This is a genomic window from Streptomyces sp. NPDC057939 (assembly GCF_042887545.1).
Classification (GTDB): Bacteria; Actinomycetota; Actinomycetes; order Streptomycetales; family Streptomycetaceae; genus Streptomyces.
This window is the reverse complement of record NZ_JBHVPG010000007.1, coordinates 16,728-30,898: the sequence shown is the minus strand read 5'-3', so window position 1 is coordinate 30,898 and position 14,171 is coordinate 16,728. Positions and strand designations below refer to the sequence as shown.

16 protein-coding genes are annotated in these 14,171 nt (G+C 70.8%); 9 read left to right on the top strand and 7 right to left on the bottom strand.

Annotation, left to right across the window (positions count from 1 at the left end; translation table 11 throughout):
* The first annotated feature begins 167 nt into the window (after positions 1 to 167).
* The 3 genes from ACFVS6_RS10635 (at position 168) to ACFVS6_RS10625 (ending at position 3,758) form a co-directional block, all read left to right on the top strand.
* Positions 168 to 956: a class I SAM-dependent DNA methyltransferase gene (locus ACFVS6_RS10635; RefSeq protein WP_389702566.1), complete on the top strand. Its 789-nt coding sequence runs from the start codon at positions 168 to 170 to the stop codon at positions 954 to 956.
* A 748-nt stretch (positions 957 to 1,704) separates the two neighbouring features.
* The gene (locus ACFVS6_RS10630) at positions 1,705 to 2,286 is read left to right on the top strand and encodes a carbonic anhydrase (protein ID WP_389702565.1); all 582 of its coding nucleotides are present in this window, start codon (positions 1,705 to 1,707) and stop codon (positions 2,284 to 2,286) included.
* A complete protein-coding gene (locus ACFVS6_RS10625) occupies positions 2,283 to 3,758 on the top strand; it encodes a SulP family inorganic anion transporter (protein WP_389702563.1) in 1,476 nt (491 codons plus the stop codon). The genes ACFVS6_RS10630 and ACFVS6_RS10625 overlap by 4 nt, the downstream gene beginning before the upstream one ends.
* Positions 3,759 to 3,860: 102 nt before the next feature.
* Here ACFVS6_RS10625 and ACFVS6_RS10620 read toward each other — a convergent pair whose 3' ends face one another.
* The 5 genes from ACFVS6_RS10620 to ACFVS6_RS10600 all read right to left on the bottom strand — a co-directional run bounded on the left by ACFVS6_RS10620 (position 3,861) and on the right by ACFVS6_RS10600 (position 7,093).
* Positions 3,861 to 4,775, bottom strand: coding sequence for a YihY/virulence factor BrkB family protein (locus tag ACFVS6_RS10620; protein ID WP_389702561.1), 915 nt, complete (start codon positions 4,773 to 4,775; stop codon positions 3,861 to 3,863).
* Positions 4,765 to 5,349 (bottom strand): hypothetical protein, encoded by a 585-nt coding sequence (locus ACFVS6_RS10615; RefSeq protein WP_389702560.1) that lies wholly within the window; start codon positions 5,347 to 5,349, stop codon positions 4,765 to 4,767. The genes ACFVS6_RS10620 and ACFVS6_RS10615 overlap by 11 nt, the downstream gene beginning before the upstream one ends.
* Positions 5,349 to 6,323, bottom strand: a complete 975-nt coding sequence (locus ACFVS6_RS10610; protein WP_389702558.1) for a DUF6286 domain-containing protein — start codon at positions 6,321 to 6,323, stop codon at positions 5,349 to 5,351. Before ACFVS6_RS10610 ends, ACFVS6_RS10615 begins: the two co-directional genes overlap by 1 nt.
* Positions 6,320 to 6,505, bottom strand: a complete 186-nt coding sequence (locus tag ACFVS6_RS10605) for a hypothetical protein (protein ID WP_389702948.1) — start codon at positions 6,503 to 6,505, stop codon at positions 6,320 to 6,322. The genes ACFVS6_RS10610 and ACFVS6_RS10605 overlap by 4 nt, the downstream gene beginning before the upstream one ends.
* A gap of 81 nt (positions 6,506 to 6,586) precedes the next feature.
* Positions 6,587 to 7,093: an Asp23/Gls24 family envelope stress response protein gene (locus ACFVS6_RS10600; RefSeq protein ID WP_389702556.1), complete on the bottom strand. Its 507-nt coding sequence runs from the start codon at positions 7,091 to 7,093 to the stop codon at positions 6,587 to 6,589.
* Positions 7,094 to 7,445: 352 nt separating this feature from the next.
* On the opposite strand from ACFVS6_RS10600, the gene ACFVS6_RS10595 reads away from it, so the two are divergent.
* The 6 genes from ACFVS6_RS10595 (at position 7,446) to ACFVS6_RS10570 (ending at position 12,396) form a co-directional block, all read left to right on the top strand.
* Positions 7,446 to 8,033: an RNA polymerase sigma factor gene (locus ACFVS6_RS10595; RefSeq protein ID WP_389702554.1), complete on the top strand. Its 588-nt coding sequence runs from the start codon at positions 7,446 to 7,448 to the stop codon at positions 8,031 to 8,033.
* Positions 8,024 to 8,671 (top strand): Asp23/Gls24 family envelope stress response protein, encoded by a 648-nt coding sequence (locus ACFVS6_RS10590; RefSeq protein WP_389702552.1) that lies wholly within the window; start codon positions 8,024 to 8,026, stop codon positions 8,669 to 8,671. Before ACFVS6_RS10595 ends, ACFVS6_RS10590 begins: the two co-directional genes overlap by 10 nt.
* The gene (locus ACFVS6_RS10585) at positions 8,668 to 9,012 is read left to right on the top strand and encodes an Asp23/Gls24 family envelope stress response protein (protein ID WP_389702550.1); all 345 of its coding nucleotides are present in this window, start codon (positions 8,668 to 8,670) and stop codon (positions 9,010 to 9,012) included. The genes ACFVS6_RS10590 and ACFVS6_RS10585 overlap by 4 nt, the downstream gene beginning before the upstream one ends.
* A gap of 151 nt (positions 9,013 to 9,163) precedes the next feature.
* Positions 9,164 to 10,732: a hypothetical protein gene (locus ACFVS6_RS10580; RefSeq protein ID WP_389702549.1), complete on the top strand. Its 1,569-nt coding sequence runs from the start codon at positions 9,164 to 9,166 to the stop codon at positions 10,730 to 10,732.
* A complete protein-coding gene (locus tag ACFVS6_RS10575) occupies positions 10,719 to 11,459 on the top strand; it encodes a class I SAM-dependent DNA methyltransferase (RefSeq protein WP_389702547.1) in 741 nt (246 codons plus the stop codon). Before ACFVS6_RS10580 ends, ACFVS6_RS10575 begins: the two co-directional genes overlap by 14 nt.
* A gap of 307 nt (positions 11,460 to 11,766) precedes the next feature.
* Positions 11,767 to 12,396 carry an RDD family protein gene (locus ACFVS6_RS10570; RefSeq protein WP_389702545.1) on the top strand — a complete coding sequence of 210 codons (630 nt, stop codon included), beginning with the start codon at positions 11,767 to 11,769 and terminating at the stop codon, positions 12,394 to 12,396.
* 16 nt (positions 12,397 to 12,412) lie between these two features.
* On the opposite strand, the gene ACFVS6_RS10565 is transcribed toward ACFVS6_RS10570, so the two are convergent.
* Both ACFVS6_RS10565 and ACFVS6_RS10560 read right to left on the bottom strand, forming a co-directional pair.
* Positions 12,413 to 12,952, bottom strand: a complete 540-nt coding sequence (locus tag ACFVS6_RS10565; RefSeq protein WP_389702543.1) for a hypothetical protein — start codon at positions 12,950 to 12,952, stop codon at positions 12,413 to 12,415.
* A gap of 327 nt (positions 12,953 to 13,279) precedes the next feature.
* A complete protein-coding gene (locus ACFVS6_RS10560) occupies positions 13,280 to 14,161 on the bottom strand; it encodes an alpha/beta fold hydrolase (RefSeq protein WP_389702541.1) in 882 nt (293 codons plus the stop codon).
* Between the last annotated feature and the right edge of the window lie 10 nt (positions 14,162 to 14,171).

Sequence of the window (14,171 nt, the reverse complement as noted above, 5' to 3'; positions counted from 1 at the left end):
TCCGCAACCATGACATCACCTGTTCGGGGGGCCCCGACCTCATCGAAAATCTGCGTCTCCCGGGTCACGCTTGTCCAGTGCGGCCCGACGGGCACCGGCACTTCGCTCCCCTTGCCTCAGGATCTGCTCCTCACCTGTCGCACTGCTCTCCCCGGACGGTGGACCCGATGCCCACGAAGACCCCCGCCTCGCTGTCGGCGAACCGGGCCGCGATCTCCCACCGGCTCGGCTACGCCCTGCGTCACCCCGAACGCGTCGGCCCGCACCTGCTGCGGTCTGCGAGGGACAGCTGGCTACGGCTCAAGCACAGGGATCACGTGTCCTACTACCGGGCCGTCATGGCCTCCGACGCGGCCCGCAGTCCGCAGGCCGCGGTGGGCAGTCGAAGCCATGAGCGCTGGCTCGCACTCGGCCGCATGCAGTTCGACTACCTCCTGGAGCACGGCCTGCGCGCCGACCAACGGGTTCTCGACATCGGCTGCGGCAACCTGCGGGCAGGTCACCACTTCATCGCCTACCTGGAGCCCGGCCACTACTACGGCGTCGACATCTCGCCGGACATCCTCGTCGCGGCCAAGCAGACCCTGACGGAGTACGGGTTGCAGGGCAAGCTGCCGTACTTGACGCTCACCCAGGACCTGCGGCTCGACTTCCTGCCGGACGGCCACTTCGATGTCGTCCACGCCCACAGCGTATTCTCGCACTCGCCGCTCGGGGTCATCGACGAGTGCCTTGCGAACGTGGGGCGTGTCCTGGCTCCCGGTGGCTTCTTCGACTTCACCTTCGACCGCACGGAGGGCGTCGAGCACCAGGTGCTGCGCGAGGACTTCTACTACCGCACCGAGACGCTGGTGCGCCTGGCCGCGCGGCACGGACTGGCAGCCCGTTTCATGGACGACTGGGAAGCGCGCCCGCACGGACAGTCGAAGATCCGCGTCACCGCCTCAGGCGTCTGACCGCGATGTGAGGAGCAGTGGCGGCCCCGCGACGCGAATTGATCGCCGCGGGGCCGGTTACGCCGCCGAGTCGCCATCGACGGCGACCGGCCCGATCGAAGTGCCCCAGGGCCAGGACTCCCGTTCCGCGTCGCGGAAGGTCGAGCGGGCGAGGGGCGGGATCGGGGAGTCGGCCCGGCGGGGCGGGATTCACCCCTGAACTTCGTGGACTTCGCGCGGGAACGAACGCCGTCGGTCGACGGCGGTCGCTTGTGGTTCGGCGCGATCCGGGACGGGATCACGCCAACAATCCCGGCACTTTCGGTCTCTCTTCAGTCCGACACGCTGCGTTAACCATGCAAACAACTTCGTTGGGTTAACGTGTTTCTTGACCAACCGTTGACTGGTTCTTGGTGTGTACAAGGGATGTCGATCGTGCGGGAGGGATGAATGCTGCCAGGTGTGACTGCCGAGAATGGGCTTGGGATCCTCGTCGAGGTTCCACTCGCCGTCCGTTCTCGGCGCGGGCAGCGGAATTCGCACTTGCGTACGGAGTCTCTCATCTCCCGGCCGCAACCCGGTCCGGAATTGAGTTGTCCAAGTAGACATCGAACGTCATCACCGGTCATCGCGACCGTCGCATCGACGGGCCGGTAGCCCCGCACCCGTCCGCCACGTCCCCGCCGGCGCTCCCGATGTTCACGCCGCGCCACCCTCCGTCCTGCCCGTCCGACGCGCCGTCATGGCGCGCCAGGAGGATCGATCACGCATGCAGCCCCTCATCGACAACGCCCGAGCGTTCGGACAGCGCCCTGAGGAGTTCGCCAAACTCGCCGAAGGCCAGTCCCCCCAAGTCCTCTTCATCACCTGCTCCGACTCCCGGGTGGTACCGGCCCTGATCACAGGTGCCGCCCCAGGTCAGCTCTTCGAGTTGCGCACCGCCGGCAACATCGTCCCGCCCTACGCCTCCGAGCGGCCCACCTCCGAGGCCGCCACCATCGAGTACGCCGTGGAAGTCCTCGGCGTCCAGGACATCGTGGTCTGCGGCCACTCCCACTGCGGGGCCGTCGGCGCCCTGGTGCGCGGCGACGACCTGGACACCGTTCCCGCCGTTCGGGACTGGCTCGCCTACGCGGCGCCCCGGCCGGTGTCGGCCGACCGGGACGACCCGGCGGTCGCCTCCTCCGTACAGCACCACGTGCTCGCTCAACTGCTGCGCCTGCGCTCGTACCCCTGTGTGGAGGACGGGCTGGCCGAGGGACGTCTCCGGGTCCGTGGTTGGTACTACGAGGTCCACACCGGCGCGGTACTCGAACACCGCGCGGACACCGACACCTTCCAGGCCCTGTGAGCGGCGCCGTGAACGCCGTGATCAAGTCCCCACACCTCAGGCAGGACTTCGCGGCCTCCCTCGTCGTCTTCCTCGTCGCGCTGCCCCTGTGCGTCGGTGTGGCCGTCGCCTCCGGCGTCCCGGCGGAACTCGGCCTGGTCACCGGCATCGTGGGCGGCATCGTCGTGGGACTGATGCCGGGCAGCAGCCTGCAGGTGTCCGGCCCGGCCGCCGGTCTGACCGTGCTCATCTTCGAGGCCGTGAGTCAATTCGGACCGGCCATGCTCGGCGCGATCGTGCTGGCCGCAGGGCTGCTCCAAGTCCTCATGGGAGCACTCAAGTTGGGCCGCTGGTTCCGGGCCATCTCGGTCTCCGTGGTCGAGGGCATGCTGGCGGGCATCGGCCTCGTGATCATCGCGAGCCAGTTGTACGCGGCGGCGGGGCTGCCGGCCCCGGCATCCGGCATCGACAAGATCGCGGGGCTGCCCGACGCGCTCGTCCGCGCTGCCGGCAGTACCGAGGCCCTCACCTCGCTCGGGATGGGCGCGGCGACCATCGCGGTGCTGGTGCTGTGGAAGCGGATGCCGAAACGGGTGCGGATCCTGCCGGGTGCCCTGGCCGCGGTGCTGCTGGCCACGTTGGCCTCGTCGGCGTTCGGGCTTCAGGTCGCCACGGTGGAGGTGCAGGGGCTGCTCGGCGCGATCCGGCCACCGGGCGCCGACGCCTTCGGCGGGCTGGCCCAGCCGGCCGTCCTCGGCACCGTCCTCGCGTTCGCGCTGATCGCCTCCGCCGAAAGCCTCTTCAGCGCGGCGGCAGTGGACCGGCTGCACGACGGGCCGCGCACCGACTACGACAAGGAGCTCATGGCGCAGGGCGCCGGCAACACGGTGTGCGGGCTGCTCGGCGCGCTGCCGATGACCGCCGTGATCGTGCGGAGTTCGGCGAACGTCCAGGCGGGCGCCAGGACCAAGGCTTCCCGCGTGCTGCACGGCGTGTGGCTGCTGCTGTTCGCCGCGCTCCTGCCGTCCGTCCTGGGGCTGATCCCGCTGCCCGCTCTCGCCGGCATCCTGCTCCACGTCGGGTGGAAGCTGGTGCCGTTCCGGCAGGTCGTGCTGCTGTGGACCGCGTACCGGGGCGAGGCGCTGATCCTCGTGGTGACGGCCGTGGCGATCGTCGGCGTGAACCTCTTCGAGGGCGTGCTGATCGGTCTGGCGCTGTCCGTCGCCAAGACCGCGTGGCAGGCCTCGCACGTCAAGCTGGAGGTCGTCGACAAGGGGGCCGGTCCCGTCCGGGCGTTCCTGTCGGGCAACGCGACCTTCCTGCGGCTGCCCAAGATCCTCGACACGTTGGAGGCACTGCCCCAGGACCGCCCGGTGGAGTTGGACCTCTCCGGGCTGCACCACGTCGACCACGCCTGCCGCACGGCGCTGGAGAACTGGGCCGAGCGGCACAGCGGGGTCGAAACGGAACCGGTGAAGGTCATGACTCCGTAGCGCGCGGCGTGCGCCGATCCGTCACCGGGAGACGGCGACGGGAGCATCGCGCCCCGCTCCGCCCGCTGCGGTACCAACCCGAGGTCGGCAGGAAGCGGTCCTTCACGCTGCCGACGGCTCGGCGCCCTGCTCGTCCGCGCGGTGTCCCCTGTGGAGCTCGGCGGTGAACTGCGCCCCGGTGAGGAGGGCGAGGTTCGAGAGCCAGAGCCAGATCAGGAAGACGACGATCCCGGCGAGGGAGCCGTACAGCCGGCTGTAGGTGCCCAGGAGGGAGGTGTACAGGGCGAAGCCGGCGGAGACGGTCAGCCAGAGGGCGGCCGCGAGAGTGCCGCCCGGCAGGCTGTGGCGACGGCGGTGGGCGGAAACCGGACCGGTGTGGAAGAGGACGACCACGAGGACCGCGACCAGGGTCAGCAGCAGCGGCCAGCGGATGAGGCTCCAGACGAACGGGACGCCGCTGTCGAGGTGCAGGAGATGACCGATGCCGGTCACGACGGGTCCGCTCAGGATCAGGACGAGGGCGGTGACGGCGAGGAGCACGAGCAGCGCGAGGGCGGTGGCGAGGATCCGGTGGGCCTTGCGCCAGGGGGAGCGCCGGTCGGGTACCCGGTGCATGTGGTGCAGCGCGCGGCGGAAGACGGCCAGGTAGCTGGAGGAGGACCACAGGGCGCTGGCCGTTCCCGCGGCCAGGAGCGTCCAGGCCGCGGAGTGTCGGTCCAGGGCGCCCGCGAGGAGGTCGTGGAGTTCGCCGCCGGACTGCCCGGGCGCGTAATGGGTGACGTGGGCGATGAACTGTTCGGCCGTGTCGGGGCTGATGAGTCCGAAGGCCAGAACGGTGACGAGCAGGGACGGGAGGATCGCGAGGATGGCGTAGTAGGTGAGGGCGGCCGCGTAGTCGGTGATGTCGTCCTTCCACAACGTGACCGGGGTGCGGTACAGGGCCGGCCACCAGGTGCGCCCGCCGCCGGGCTTGGTGACCGGGGCGTCCAGGGGGAGGAGTCGGGCCTCAGCGGACATGCGGTATCCGGTGGGTGAGGTGGCTCATGCGCAGGCGGGTGTCGATGTCGTAGGGGGCCGTCGCGGCTTCGGCTTCGGCCGCCAGGGCCGTGAGGGCTCCGATGACGGTGTCCGGGGTGGTGTCGGGGTCCAGCCACAGGCGCAGGTCCAGGCGCAGTCGCTTGCGGCGGTGATGGACACGGGTACGGCAGCGGCCGATGCCGTCGATGGCCAGTGCACGCTCGGTGAGCGCCTCCTCCAGGGCGCGCGTGCGCAGGGAGCCGCCCGCCGCGGCCAGCGGCAGGGTACGACGACGGCGGCGGAAGCGGAGCCGGCTGAGGAGCCGGTGGGCCAGGAGCACGGAGGCGAGGACTCCCACCGTGATGACGGTCGGAGTCCACCAGCCGTGGGAGCGGAGATCGGCCAAGGCCTCACGGTCGAGCGGGGTGGCGTCGGGCGGCGCGGTGGGCACGCCGGCCGGGAGCCACCCGGCGATCGAGGCTTGGGCGGTGGCACACCACAAGCCGCCGACCAGCAGGACGAGGCCCGCGGTGGCGAGGAGGACCCGGTTGGCGGTGGTGCTCGGTGCGGCCATCAGATGCTCCCCCTCTCCTGGTCCGGAACGGTGGTGTCCGTGCCGGACGCGGAAGGCTGCCACGTCGGTTGAGGGGTCACGGTCACCCTGTGCCGGGGGGTGCGGCGCAGCGTGCAGGCGGCCAGGATCCGGTCCACGGCAGCGGTGGCCCGAAGGAGCGCGGCGTCCTGGTCGCCGAAGGCCAGACGGGCACGGACCGTGACGCGGCGACGGCCCGCCCGGACCCGCACCGTGTCGATGCCGTCCACGTCGCCGACGGCGTCACGCACCAGGGTGGCCACGGTGGAGCGGTCCACCGCGACCGTCCGGACCGCACCCGTGCCGATGAGGACCAGCCGCCGGCGGAGCCCCGGAGTGAGCGCCGACGCGAGGAGCCACACCCCGACCAGGGCGGCGGCCAGGGCGCCGATGGTCACGGCCTCATCCGCGAGACGGTGTCCTGCCAACCACTCCACCGTGTGCATCCGCCAGGCGGATGCGGGGTGATGGGTGAGGTGGACGCGGATGACGTCGACGGTCGCCGCCGCGCAGACCAGCAAGGCCACGAGGAGCAGGACCACTACGGGCAGGCGACGGGCCGACCACCACCGGCGCGGGGTCCGGGGCTGAGCCGGCCCGGCCGACGGGGTCGCGGCCGGCTGCCCGAGTGCCTGCTTCCGGCCCACCAGTTGGACGACGGCGAGCCGCGGTCGGGCGACGTCCAGCCCCGTGAGCTGCCGGGTGCGATCGGCAACGTGTTGTTGCACGTGGCGGGCGGTGTCCGAAAGCGGCCCGGGGTAGGGCAAGGCGACGCGCAGGGCCACCGCGGCCCTGCGGCCGTGGACGGTTGCCGTCCCGCCGGCCTTGCCGGCGATCGTGGAGGGCAGCGCTTCCAGCACCGCCCGCGCGGCGATCTTGCGGACGACCTTGTCCGCGATGGTGGTCGACCCGCGGGCGGCGGGTGCGGTCGCCCCGTGGGCCGCGGGGGCGGTCATCGCCGACTCCGGTCGAACATCGCCCGCAACTCGTGCGGCTGTCCGCCGCCGTCCAACCAGGCGCCGACGGCGAAGCCGATCGTACCGAGGGCGGCGACCAGCACGAACGCGGCGAAGCCTCCGAAGTATCCGGCGAACGCCAGAGCCATCCCGGTGAACATTCCGATGAACGCCCTGCTCACGTCTTCTCCGCCTCTCTGCCCGGTGCGCCCGACAAGGGGCAGCGGGGTAGTCATTGGCAACGCGTCAACAACCCGTACCCGCTATTCGACGCGGGTCTCTCCGGACGCCGGCTGATCGTCGTCCTCGGGGAGGTGAACGTCGTTGACGGCGATGTTCACCTCGACGACCTCCAAGCCGGTGATGCGCTCCACCGCGCCGATGACGTTCTCCCTCACATCGGCCGCAACCTCGGTGATGGAAACGCCGTACTCGACCACGAGGTCCAGATCGATGGCCGTCTGACGCTCCCCGACCTCGACCTTCACACCCCGACCGATGTTCGGACGGCCACCCGGCACCCGGTCACGGACCGCGCCCAGCGTGCGCGACAGGCCACCGCCCATGTCGTGCACACCGGGGATCTCCCGCGCGGCGAGTCCCGCCACCTTCACCACGACGACGTCGGCGATGGACGTCTTCCCCCGCGTTTGAGCCGGCTCGTCCACACCCGGCTTGCCCAGGGCGATGTCGGTCGTACCCGCGGCCGTCGTGTCCGTCTGCGCGCGGTGGTCCTTCTTCGGCGCCGGAACCAGCTGTTCGGTGGGCATGGTCGTACATCCCTTCTCCGGGCGCCGCGGGAACCGGCGCCGTGATGTGCTCTCACTTCCATAGACCCCGGCGATGGCCGGCTGTGACGCGGCTGCCACGAGAAATCCGATTCGCCGCCCCGTGCGGGCTCCACCGCCTCCGGATTCCCCGTGTCATCGGGCCGCTTCCCCGCGAAGGGTTCCCGCGGGCGGTCCCGGACGCCCGGACGGGCACCCCGACACCATTCCGGGCAGTTTCGTCACATACCGGTTTCGGATCGGGCTGCCGGGAACATGCGGAGGATCGGAGGAACCCCGTAACGAAATGGGTGTCTGCTGTGTCCAAGATGGAGAACGCGAGAGGAGCCGACGCGTGACGGCTGAGCGGGACGAAGGCCCACAGGAGCCAGGAGCAGGGACGGAGCACGACGATTCCCTCCTCACCTCCCGGGCGGCGGAAGGGGACGAGGAGGCCTTCGAGGCCCTCGTCCGCCGGCACGGTCCTGGTCTGCTGCGGCTGGCGACACAGTTCCTGGGCAACAAATCGGAAGCCGAGGACGCGGTCCAGGACGCATTCGTCAACGCTTGGCGCAAACTCCCCGAATTCCGCGGCGATGCGGGATTCGGGACCTGGATGCACCGGATCGTCACGAACCGCTGCCTGAACACACTCCGGGCCCGACGCCCGGTCACCGACATCGACGTGCTGCCCGAGCAGGCGGCACCCGAACACCAGAGCTCCCCGGAGCGCGCCGCGGAGTCCCAGGCCGCCGTCCACGCGTTGGGGAAGGCCATGGCCCTCCTCTCGCCGGAGCAGCGCGCCTGTTGGATCCTGAGGGAGATCGAGACAATGCCGTACGAGAAGATTGCGGAGACGGTCGGGATCAGCCAGGAAGCCGTACGGGCCAGAGTCTTCCGAGCACGGCGCTGTCTGACGGAGGCGATGGACGCATGGCGATGAACGAACCCCACGAGCCACTGAACGACGCCGGCACCGAGGACGACGACACCGTCCTGCCCTGCGGCCGGGACCTCGCGCTCCTCTGGGACGAAGAGGCACGGGACCGACGGGGCACGGCCGGGCCGGACGGCGACCCGCACACCACCGGATGCCCCCACTGCACCGCCGCGCTCGCGGACCTCGCACTGCTCCGCGATGCCGCTCTGCACCGGAACCGTGAGACCGGAGCCGACAACGAGGCCGACATGGCCCGGCTCACCACGAGCATCATGAACGTCGTGCGCCTGGAACTCCGCCCCGGCCACACCCTCGCACTGGGGGACACGGACGAGGACTCCTGGATCTACGAAGCGGCCGCGGCCCGCACCTTCCGCGCGGCGGCCGAGCAGGTCCCCGGGGTGCGGGCGGGCAGCTGTCGCATCAGCCCCGAACCCTCCCCGCGCGCCGATGTCCGGACACCGGCCCGCGTGCGAATCGAGGTGACCATCGGGATGAACCAGGACCTCCAACCGACAGCGGACCGGGTCCGCGCATCGATCGCGAAATCCGCCGAACAAGCCCTCGGCCTGCGCATCACCTCCATCGACGTGGTCGTCATCGACCTCCATGACGAACCCACCACCGAGGACCCCCGATGACCACGACGAACAGCGACGAAGCGGCCCGGACGACCATCGCCGAGGCCGTCCTGGGCGTGAGCGGCGTCGCCTTCCTCAGGCCGGCGCTCGGCGACCTCCTGCGCTCCGCCGTCGTCGCCAGGACGGGCCTGCGCACACCGGGAACAGCCGTTCGCCGCAACGCCGGTGTCCGGATCACCCATCCCGACGGGGAACCGGTGAAGGTCGAGGTCCATGTCGTCCTGCTGCACGGGCACCGGGCCGTGGACGTGACGCGAGACATCCGGGAGGCCGTCCGTGCGGCCTACCCGACGGGCACACCCGCGATCCCGGTACACGTCACGGTGACCGGGATCCTGTGACGACCACGGGCCGGACACCGACCCCCGCGAGGAAGCTCCGGGGCCGCCGGATCGCCACGGGCGCCGCGGTCGGGCAGCGGGACTCCCCGGGCCGGAGGCGGGAGAGCCCTCGGGCGGCCGGGTCCGGCAGGCGACGTGACAGGATGACGTGGTGTCCGACTCCCTCCGTGAACTGTGGCTGCGCGGACTCGCCTTCAACGAGGCGGCGCCCGCCGACGTGCTGATTCGTCTCCTGGACGAAGCGGCTGGTGAGGCCGGCTCGCTGATGTGCCGGGGCCGCGATCTGCCCGACGCCGTCACCGACGCGGCCCTGCGCCACCCGACCGAACGCATCCGCCGCGCCCTCGCCCACAACCTGCACGTCGACCCCGCACGACTCGCCCCCTTGGCATCGGACCCCTCGGGAATCGTCCGCGCGTACTTCGCGGGCGGCGTCCGCGGCCGGCTCGTGCCCCGGTGGGTCCGGCCCCTGCCGGACGACGTCCTGGCCACCTTCCTCACCGCCCAGGAAGCAGGCGAGGACGGCAAGGTGAGCGAAAGCGACATCGTCGGGGAGCTCTGGTACTCCCGGCGGGTCCCTCGATCCTTCCCGCGGGACATGGCCGGTCACGACGACCCCGTGCTCCGTCTGCACGCCACCTACCAGTGGACGTCTCTCACCGCCGCGCAGCGCGACGCCCTGCTCGACGACCCGGACCACGCGGTGCGGAAGGCGGCGAGGGAGGCCGGCTGGGTGCTGGACCCGGAGGCGGTGGAGGCCAGGTTGCCGTCCGAAGGAGCACGCAACAGGGTGTTCCTGCTCGCGACCTGTGCCCTTTCAGCCGCGGTCGTCGAGCAGTGCTTCGCGGAAGGCGAGGTGTACCCGCCGGCCCGGAACCGTCATGTTCCGGCCGGTGCCGTCGCCCGGCTCGCCCGCCACCCCGACGTCGAGATCCGCAGGCTGGTCGCCACCCGACCCGACCTGGGACCGGAGGCGGCGGAGCTGAGGCAGGATCCGGACGAGGACGTGCGGATGCGTGCGCGACTCCAGCTCGTCATCCGTACCTGGGCCGAATGCGAGGCGGTCCGGAGCGTGGTCGATCACGGTCCCGACTGCACCTGCCCGATCACGGAGCCGCCCGACGAGCCGTCGAGCGACTGGTACGCCGCTTGCGCGCTGTCCGAGGAACCGGTGCTCCGTCGGGTCGCGGCGAGTTGGCCCCACCTGCCCGCGGAGCTCGTCGGGACACTGGCGCTGGACGACGACGAGGAGGTACGGATCCGGCTGGCCTGCCACCACCCACTGGCTCCGCCGCACATCCTGCTGGACGTCTTCGTCACCCGCCCCGCCCACCGTCCGCACCTGCTGACCCTGCCCGCCTTCCCCCGTACGGGTTGGACCCACCTCATCGGCCACCCGGACCCCGAGGTGCGAGCCCTGGCCGCGGCCGACCCCGGCCTGCCCGAACCTCCGCTGCAGGACTCCGACGACGCGGTACGCCGAGCGGCCGCCGCCAACCCGACCCTGACACCGGAAACCCTGGAAACCCTCCTCGCCGACCCCCGCACCGCGGAGGGCGCCGCGGCCAACCCCTCCCTCCCCGTTCCCCGCATGCACGCACTCCTCGACCACTGCCTGAACGCCGCCGCCACCCCGCCGACGGCGGCCCGACGCGGGAACGCAAATGCGTCGACAGGCCCCTCGGGACCGGGCACAGTGGTCGTCCGTGACGAGCAGTGAACTGTGGACCCGTGCGACCGCCGAGCGCTACGACGCCGAGGAGACCCGGACCTCCTCGCCGGCCGTTCTCGGACCGACCCTCGCCTTCCTGGCGGAGCTCGCCGGTGACGGCCGGGCCCTGGAGTTCGCCATCGGGACGGGACGAGTGGGCGTCCCGCTCCGGGAACACGGCGTGCCGGTGGTGGGTATCGAACTGTCCGAGCACATGGCCGCGGTTCTGCGGCGCAAGGTCGACGCGACCACGCTCCCGGTAACCATCGGGGACATGGCCACCACCGTCGTTCCCGGCGAGTTCACCCTGGTCTACCTCGTCTACAACACCATCACGAACCTGCTCACGCAGGACGAACAGGTCGAGTGCTTCCGCAACGCCGCGCGTCATCTGCGGCCCGGCGGCCGATTCGTCATCGAGCTGGGCGTGCCGCCGCTGCGGTTCCTGCCGCCCGGCCAGGTCGCGGTGCCGTTCGACGTCTCCGAACAGCATCTCGGCTTCGACACCTTCGACCTGGTCGAGCAGGTTCTCATCTCGCACCACTTCACCCGTGACGGCGAGGACGGCCGCTATCGTCGCGCCGCTTCCCGGCACCGCTACGCCTGGCCGTCGGAGCTCGACCTGATGGCACGCATCGCCGGCCTCGAACTGGAACGTCGCGTCGCGGACTGGGACGGGACGCCGTTCGCCCAGGACTCCGCACAGCACATCTCCGTGTGGCGCAAGCCAACCTGACAGACCCACCGATGCTTCACCGACCGGCGGCGGGGCTTCGAAACCGGTCCCTTCCGCCATGAGCGAGCGCGGCCGCCATGCGACGAGCCCGAAACCCCGCACGCACGACGCGGGTCACGCGGGCCTCGCTGACCACACGCCCATCACGGCGTTGATTTCGGCACGGAGGGTCCGGGGCGAGATACCCCCCGGGGCGCGGTCAGTTCGAGAAGTCAGCTCCCGCGTGCCCGAGTTGTAGGGGAACGCCTCCCTCGGGCGGGGTCGGGCTGGAAGAATTCAGCCACGCTCGACGACCGGACACGCACGGATGGGGGACCGGATGCGGATTGCGATACGACGGTTATGGGCCCGAGTGATCGACTACCTGATCTGCGCGGTCCTGACTCTGCCCCTCGGATACCCGATGGGCTGGCTGGTCTTCAGATTCGTGGGCCAGAGCATAGCCGACGGGGTCAATGGATTCGCGCGAGGCATGGGCCCCGAAGGCAAGGACGCAGAGGCCTCCTTGGCCCTCGCCCGGGAGTCCGCTCAGCCGATGGCGGACATCGCCAACTTCATCACCCTCATGATGGCGGTCGTGTTCCTTGCGACCATCACGTGCTACGAGCTGTTCTTCGTCCTGCGCGGACGGCGCACCCCTGGGAAGGCCCTGCTGCGACTGACGGTCCGGAACACGTCGACGTGGGGTCGAGCCGGCGGCTTGCGCGCCCTGTGGCGGACCGTGTTGCTGTACGGACCGCCGATGACCGCGACGATCATCCAATTGGTGGCCGTACGACGTGCCGTGCACCATGGGCAACCGATGGACTGGGACGCCGCCACTCCCTGGCCGATCATCGTCCTCTACGTGTTCCCCCTGGCCGCCTTCCTCCTCTCCTGCGTGGTCCCGGAACGCGCCCTCCACGACCTGCTGGCAGGAACCCGCGTGGAGAGGTGACATGGGGCAGGACGGGCTATCCCAGGTGTTTCTGCGGCCGGGGTAGGGCGTCGAGGAGTGCCCACCAGGCGTGGCCGTCGTGGTCGACGTGCGCACCACAGGCTGCCACGGTCCGCAGTGCCGCGACTTCGGCCGGAACGGTTCCCACGTCGTCCCGTTCGTCGCTCCGGTGGTTGAGGGTCATCACGAGGATCTTGTCGTCCTCGTCGGCGAGGTGGACGCTGACGCGTTTCCCGCCGGCCGCCACGGCCGTGTTGACCAGGCCGTGGACGGTCTTGAGGAAGTCGTGCTCGTCCAACAGCGGATGGTCCCACTCGGCAACGGCCAGCGCGGCCTGCGCGGCGGCCTTCTTCGCCGCCCATCGGTCCGCGCGGAACGCCAGCACCTTCGCCCGACGGCCGGCGACGACCAGTCGGGCCGGCACCCCGGTGATCGACTTCGGCTTCGCCGCCGGCTGCGGCCGCGGCGGCTCCACCGGTTTCTTCTGCGGCGGCGGCGACTTCGGAGGGAAACTCGGCGGAACCTTCGGACCCTTGGCTTCCACAGCCTCACTCATACCGCACGACGCTACGCCCGTTGGCCACCGTCGCGCACCGACATCGACCGCAGCCGATCCGATGCGACCCCTGGCATCGCCGGCACCGTCCAAGGGCCGACGTCCGCCAACCCGTTCCCGTCCGGGCTGCGTTGGGCAAGCACACGAAGTCGGGACGGGCCCAGCCGGGCCGAGTCGGGCGTCGCGCCGCCCCTGGCCGACGATCCGGACGTCCGTGCGAAGTGTGGTGTGTGGTGCCTTCTGGAGCTGCTGACTTGAGGTCAAGAGCGTCGTGGACCCCTCCGATCCGTTGCGGTTCGCCGCAGCCGGTCCGCGAGCGCCCCTCCGTCACCCGCCCGTCGGCGCGTCGACCACGCGCGGCCGGAACCGGATGATGGCGGCGGCGACAGCGTCGAGATGGCTCTCCAGGAGGAAGTGGCCCCCGTCGAGCAGCAGGATTTCCGGGTCCGAGGCGTCGCGCGCGAAGGCCGTCGCGCCGGCCTGGGCGAAGATCTCGTCGTTGCGGCCCCAGATCGCCAGTACGGGGACGCGGCTGGACCGGAGCCACTCGTGGACCGCCGGATACAGGGCCCGGTTTCCGGCGTAGTCGCCGAACAGGGCGAGCTGGGCGCGGTCGACGCCGGGGCGGGCCAGCAGGGCCAGGTCGTGTTCCCAGGCGTCGGGATCGATCAGGTTGGGGTCGGAAACGCCGTGGGTGTACTGCCATTCGACGGCTTCCCTGCCGAGGGCGGGCCGCAGCCGTGCCTCGTTCGCCGGGCCGGGGTCGGCTCCGTAGGCCCAGACGGGTTCCCAGAAGTCCGGGACGAATCCTTCCTCGTAGGCGTTGCCGTTCTGTGAGACGACGGCGACGACACTCGCCGGGGAGGCCAGCGCGAGGCGCCAGCCGATGGGTGCGCCGTAGTCCTGCACGTAGATCGCGTACCGGTGGACGCCGATCGTGCCCAGGAAGCGGCGGGTCACCTCGGCGAGGCTGTCGAAGGTGTAGTCGAAGTCCTCCACTCCGGGCGCCGACGAGCGGCCGAAGCCGATGTGATCGGGCGCGATCAGCCGGTAGTGACCGGCCAGTTCAGGGATCAGGTGCCGGAACATGTGGGAGCTCGTCGGATAACCGTGCAGGAGGAGCATGACGGGCGCGTCCGCCGGGCCGGCTTCCCGGTAGAAGACGGTCAGGCCGTCGACGTCCGCGGTGCGATGGTGAACATCAGTCATCTTAACCCTC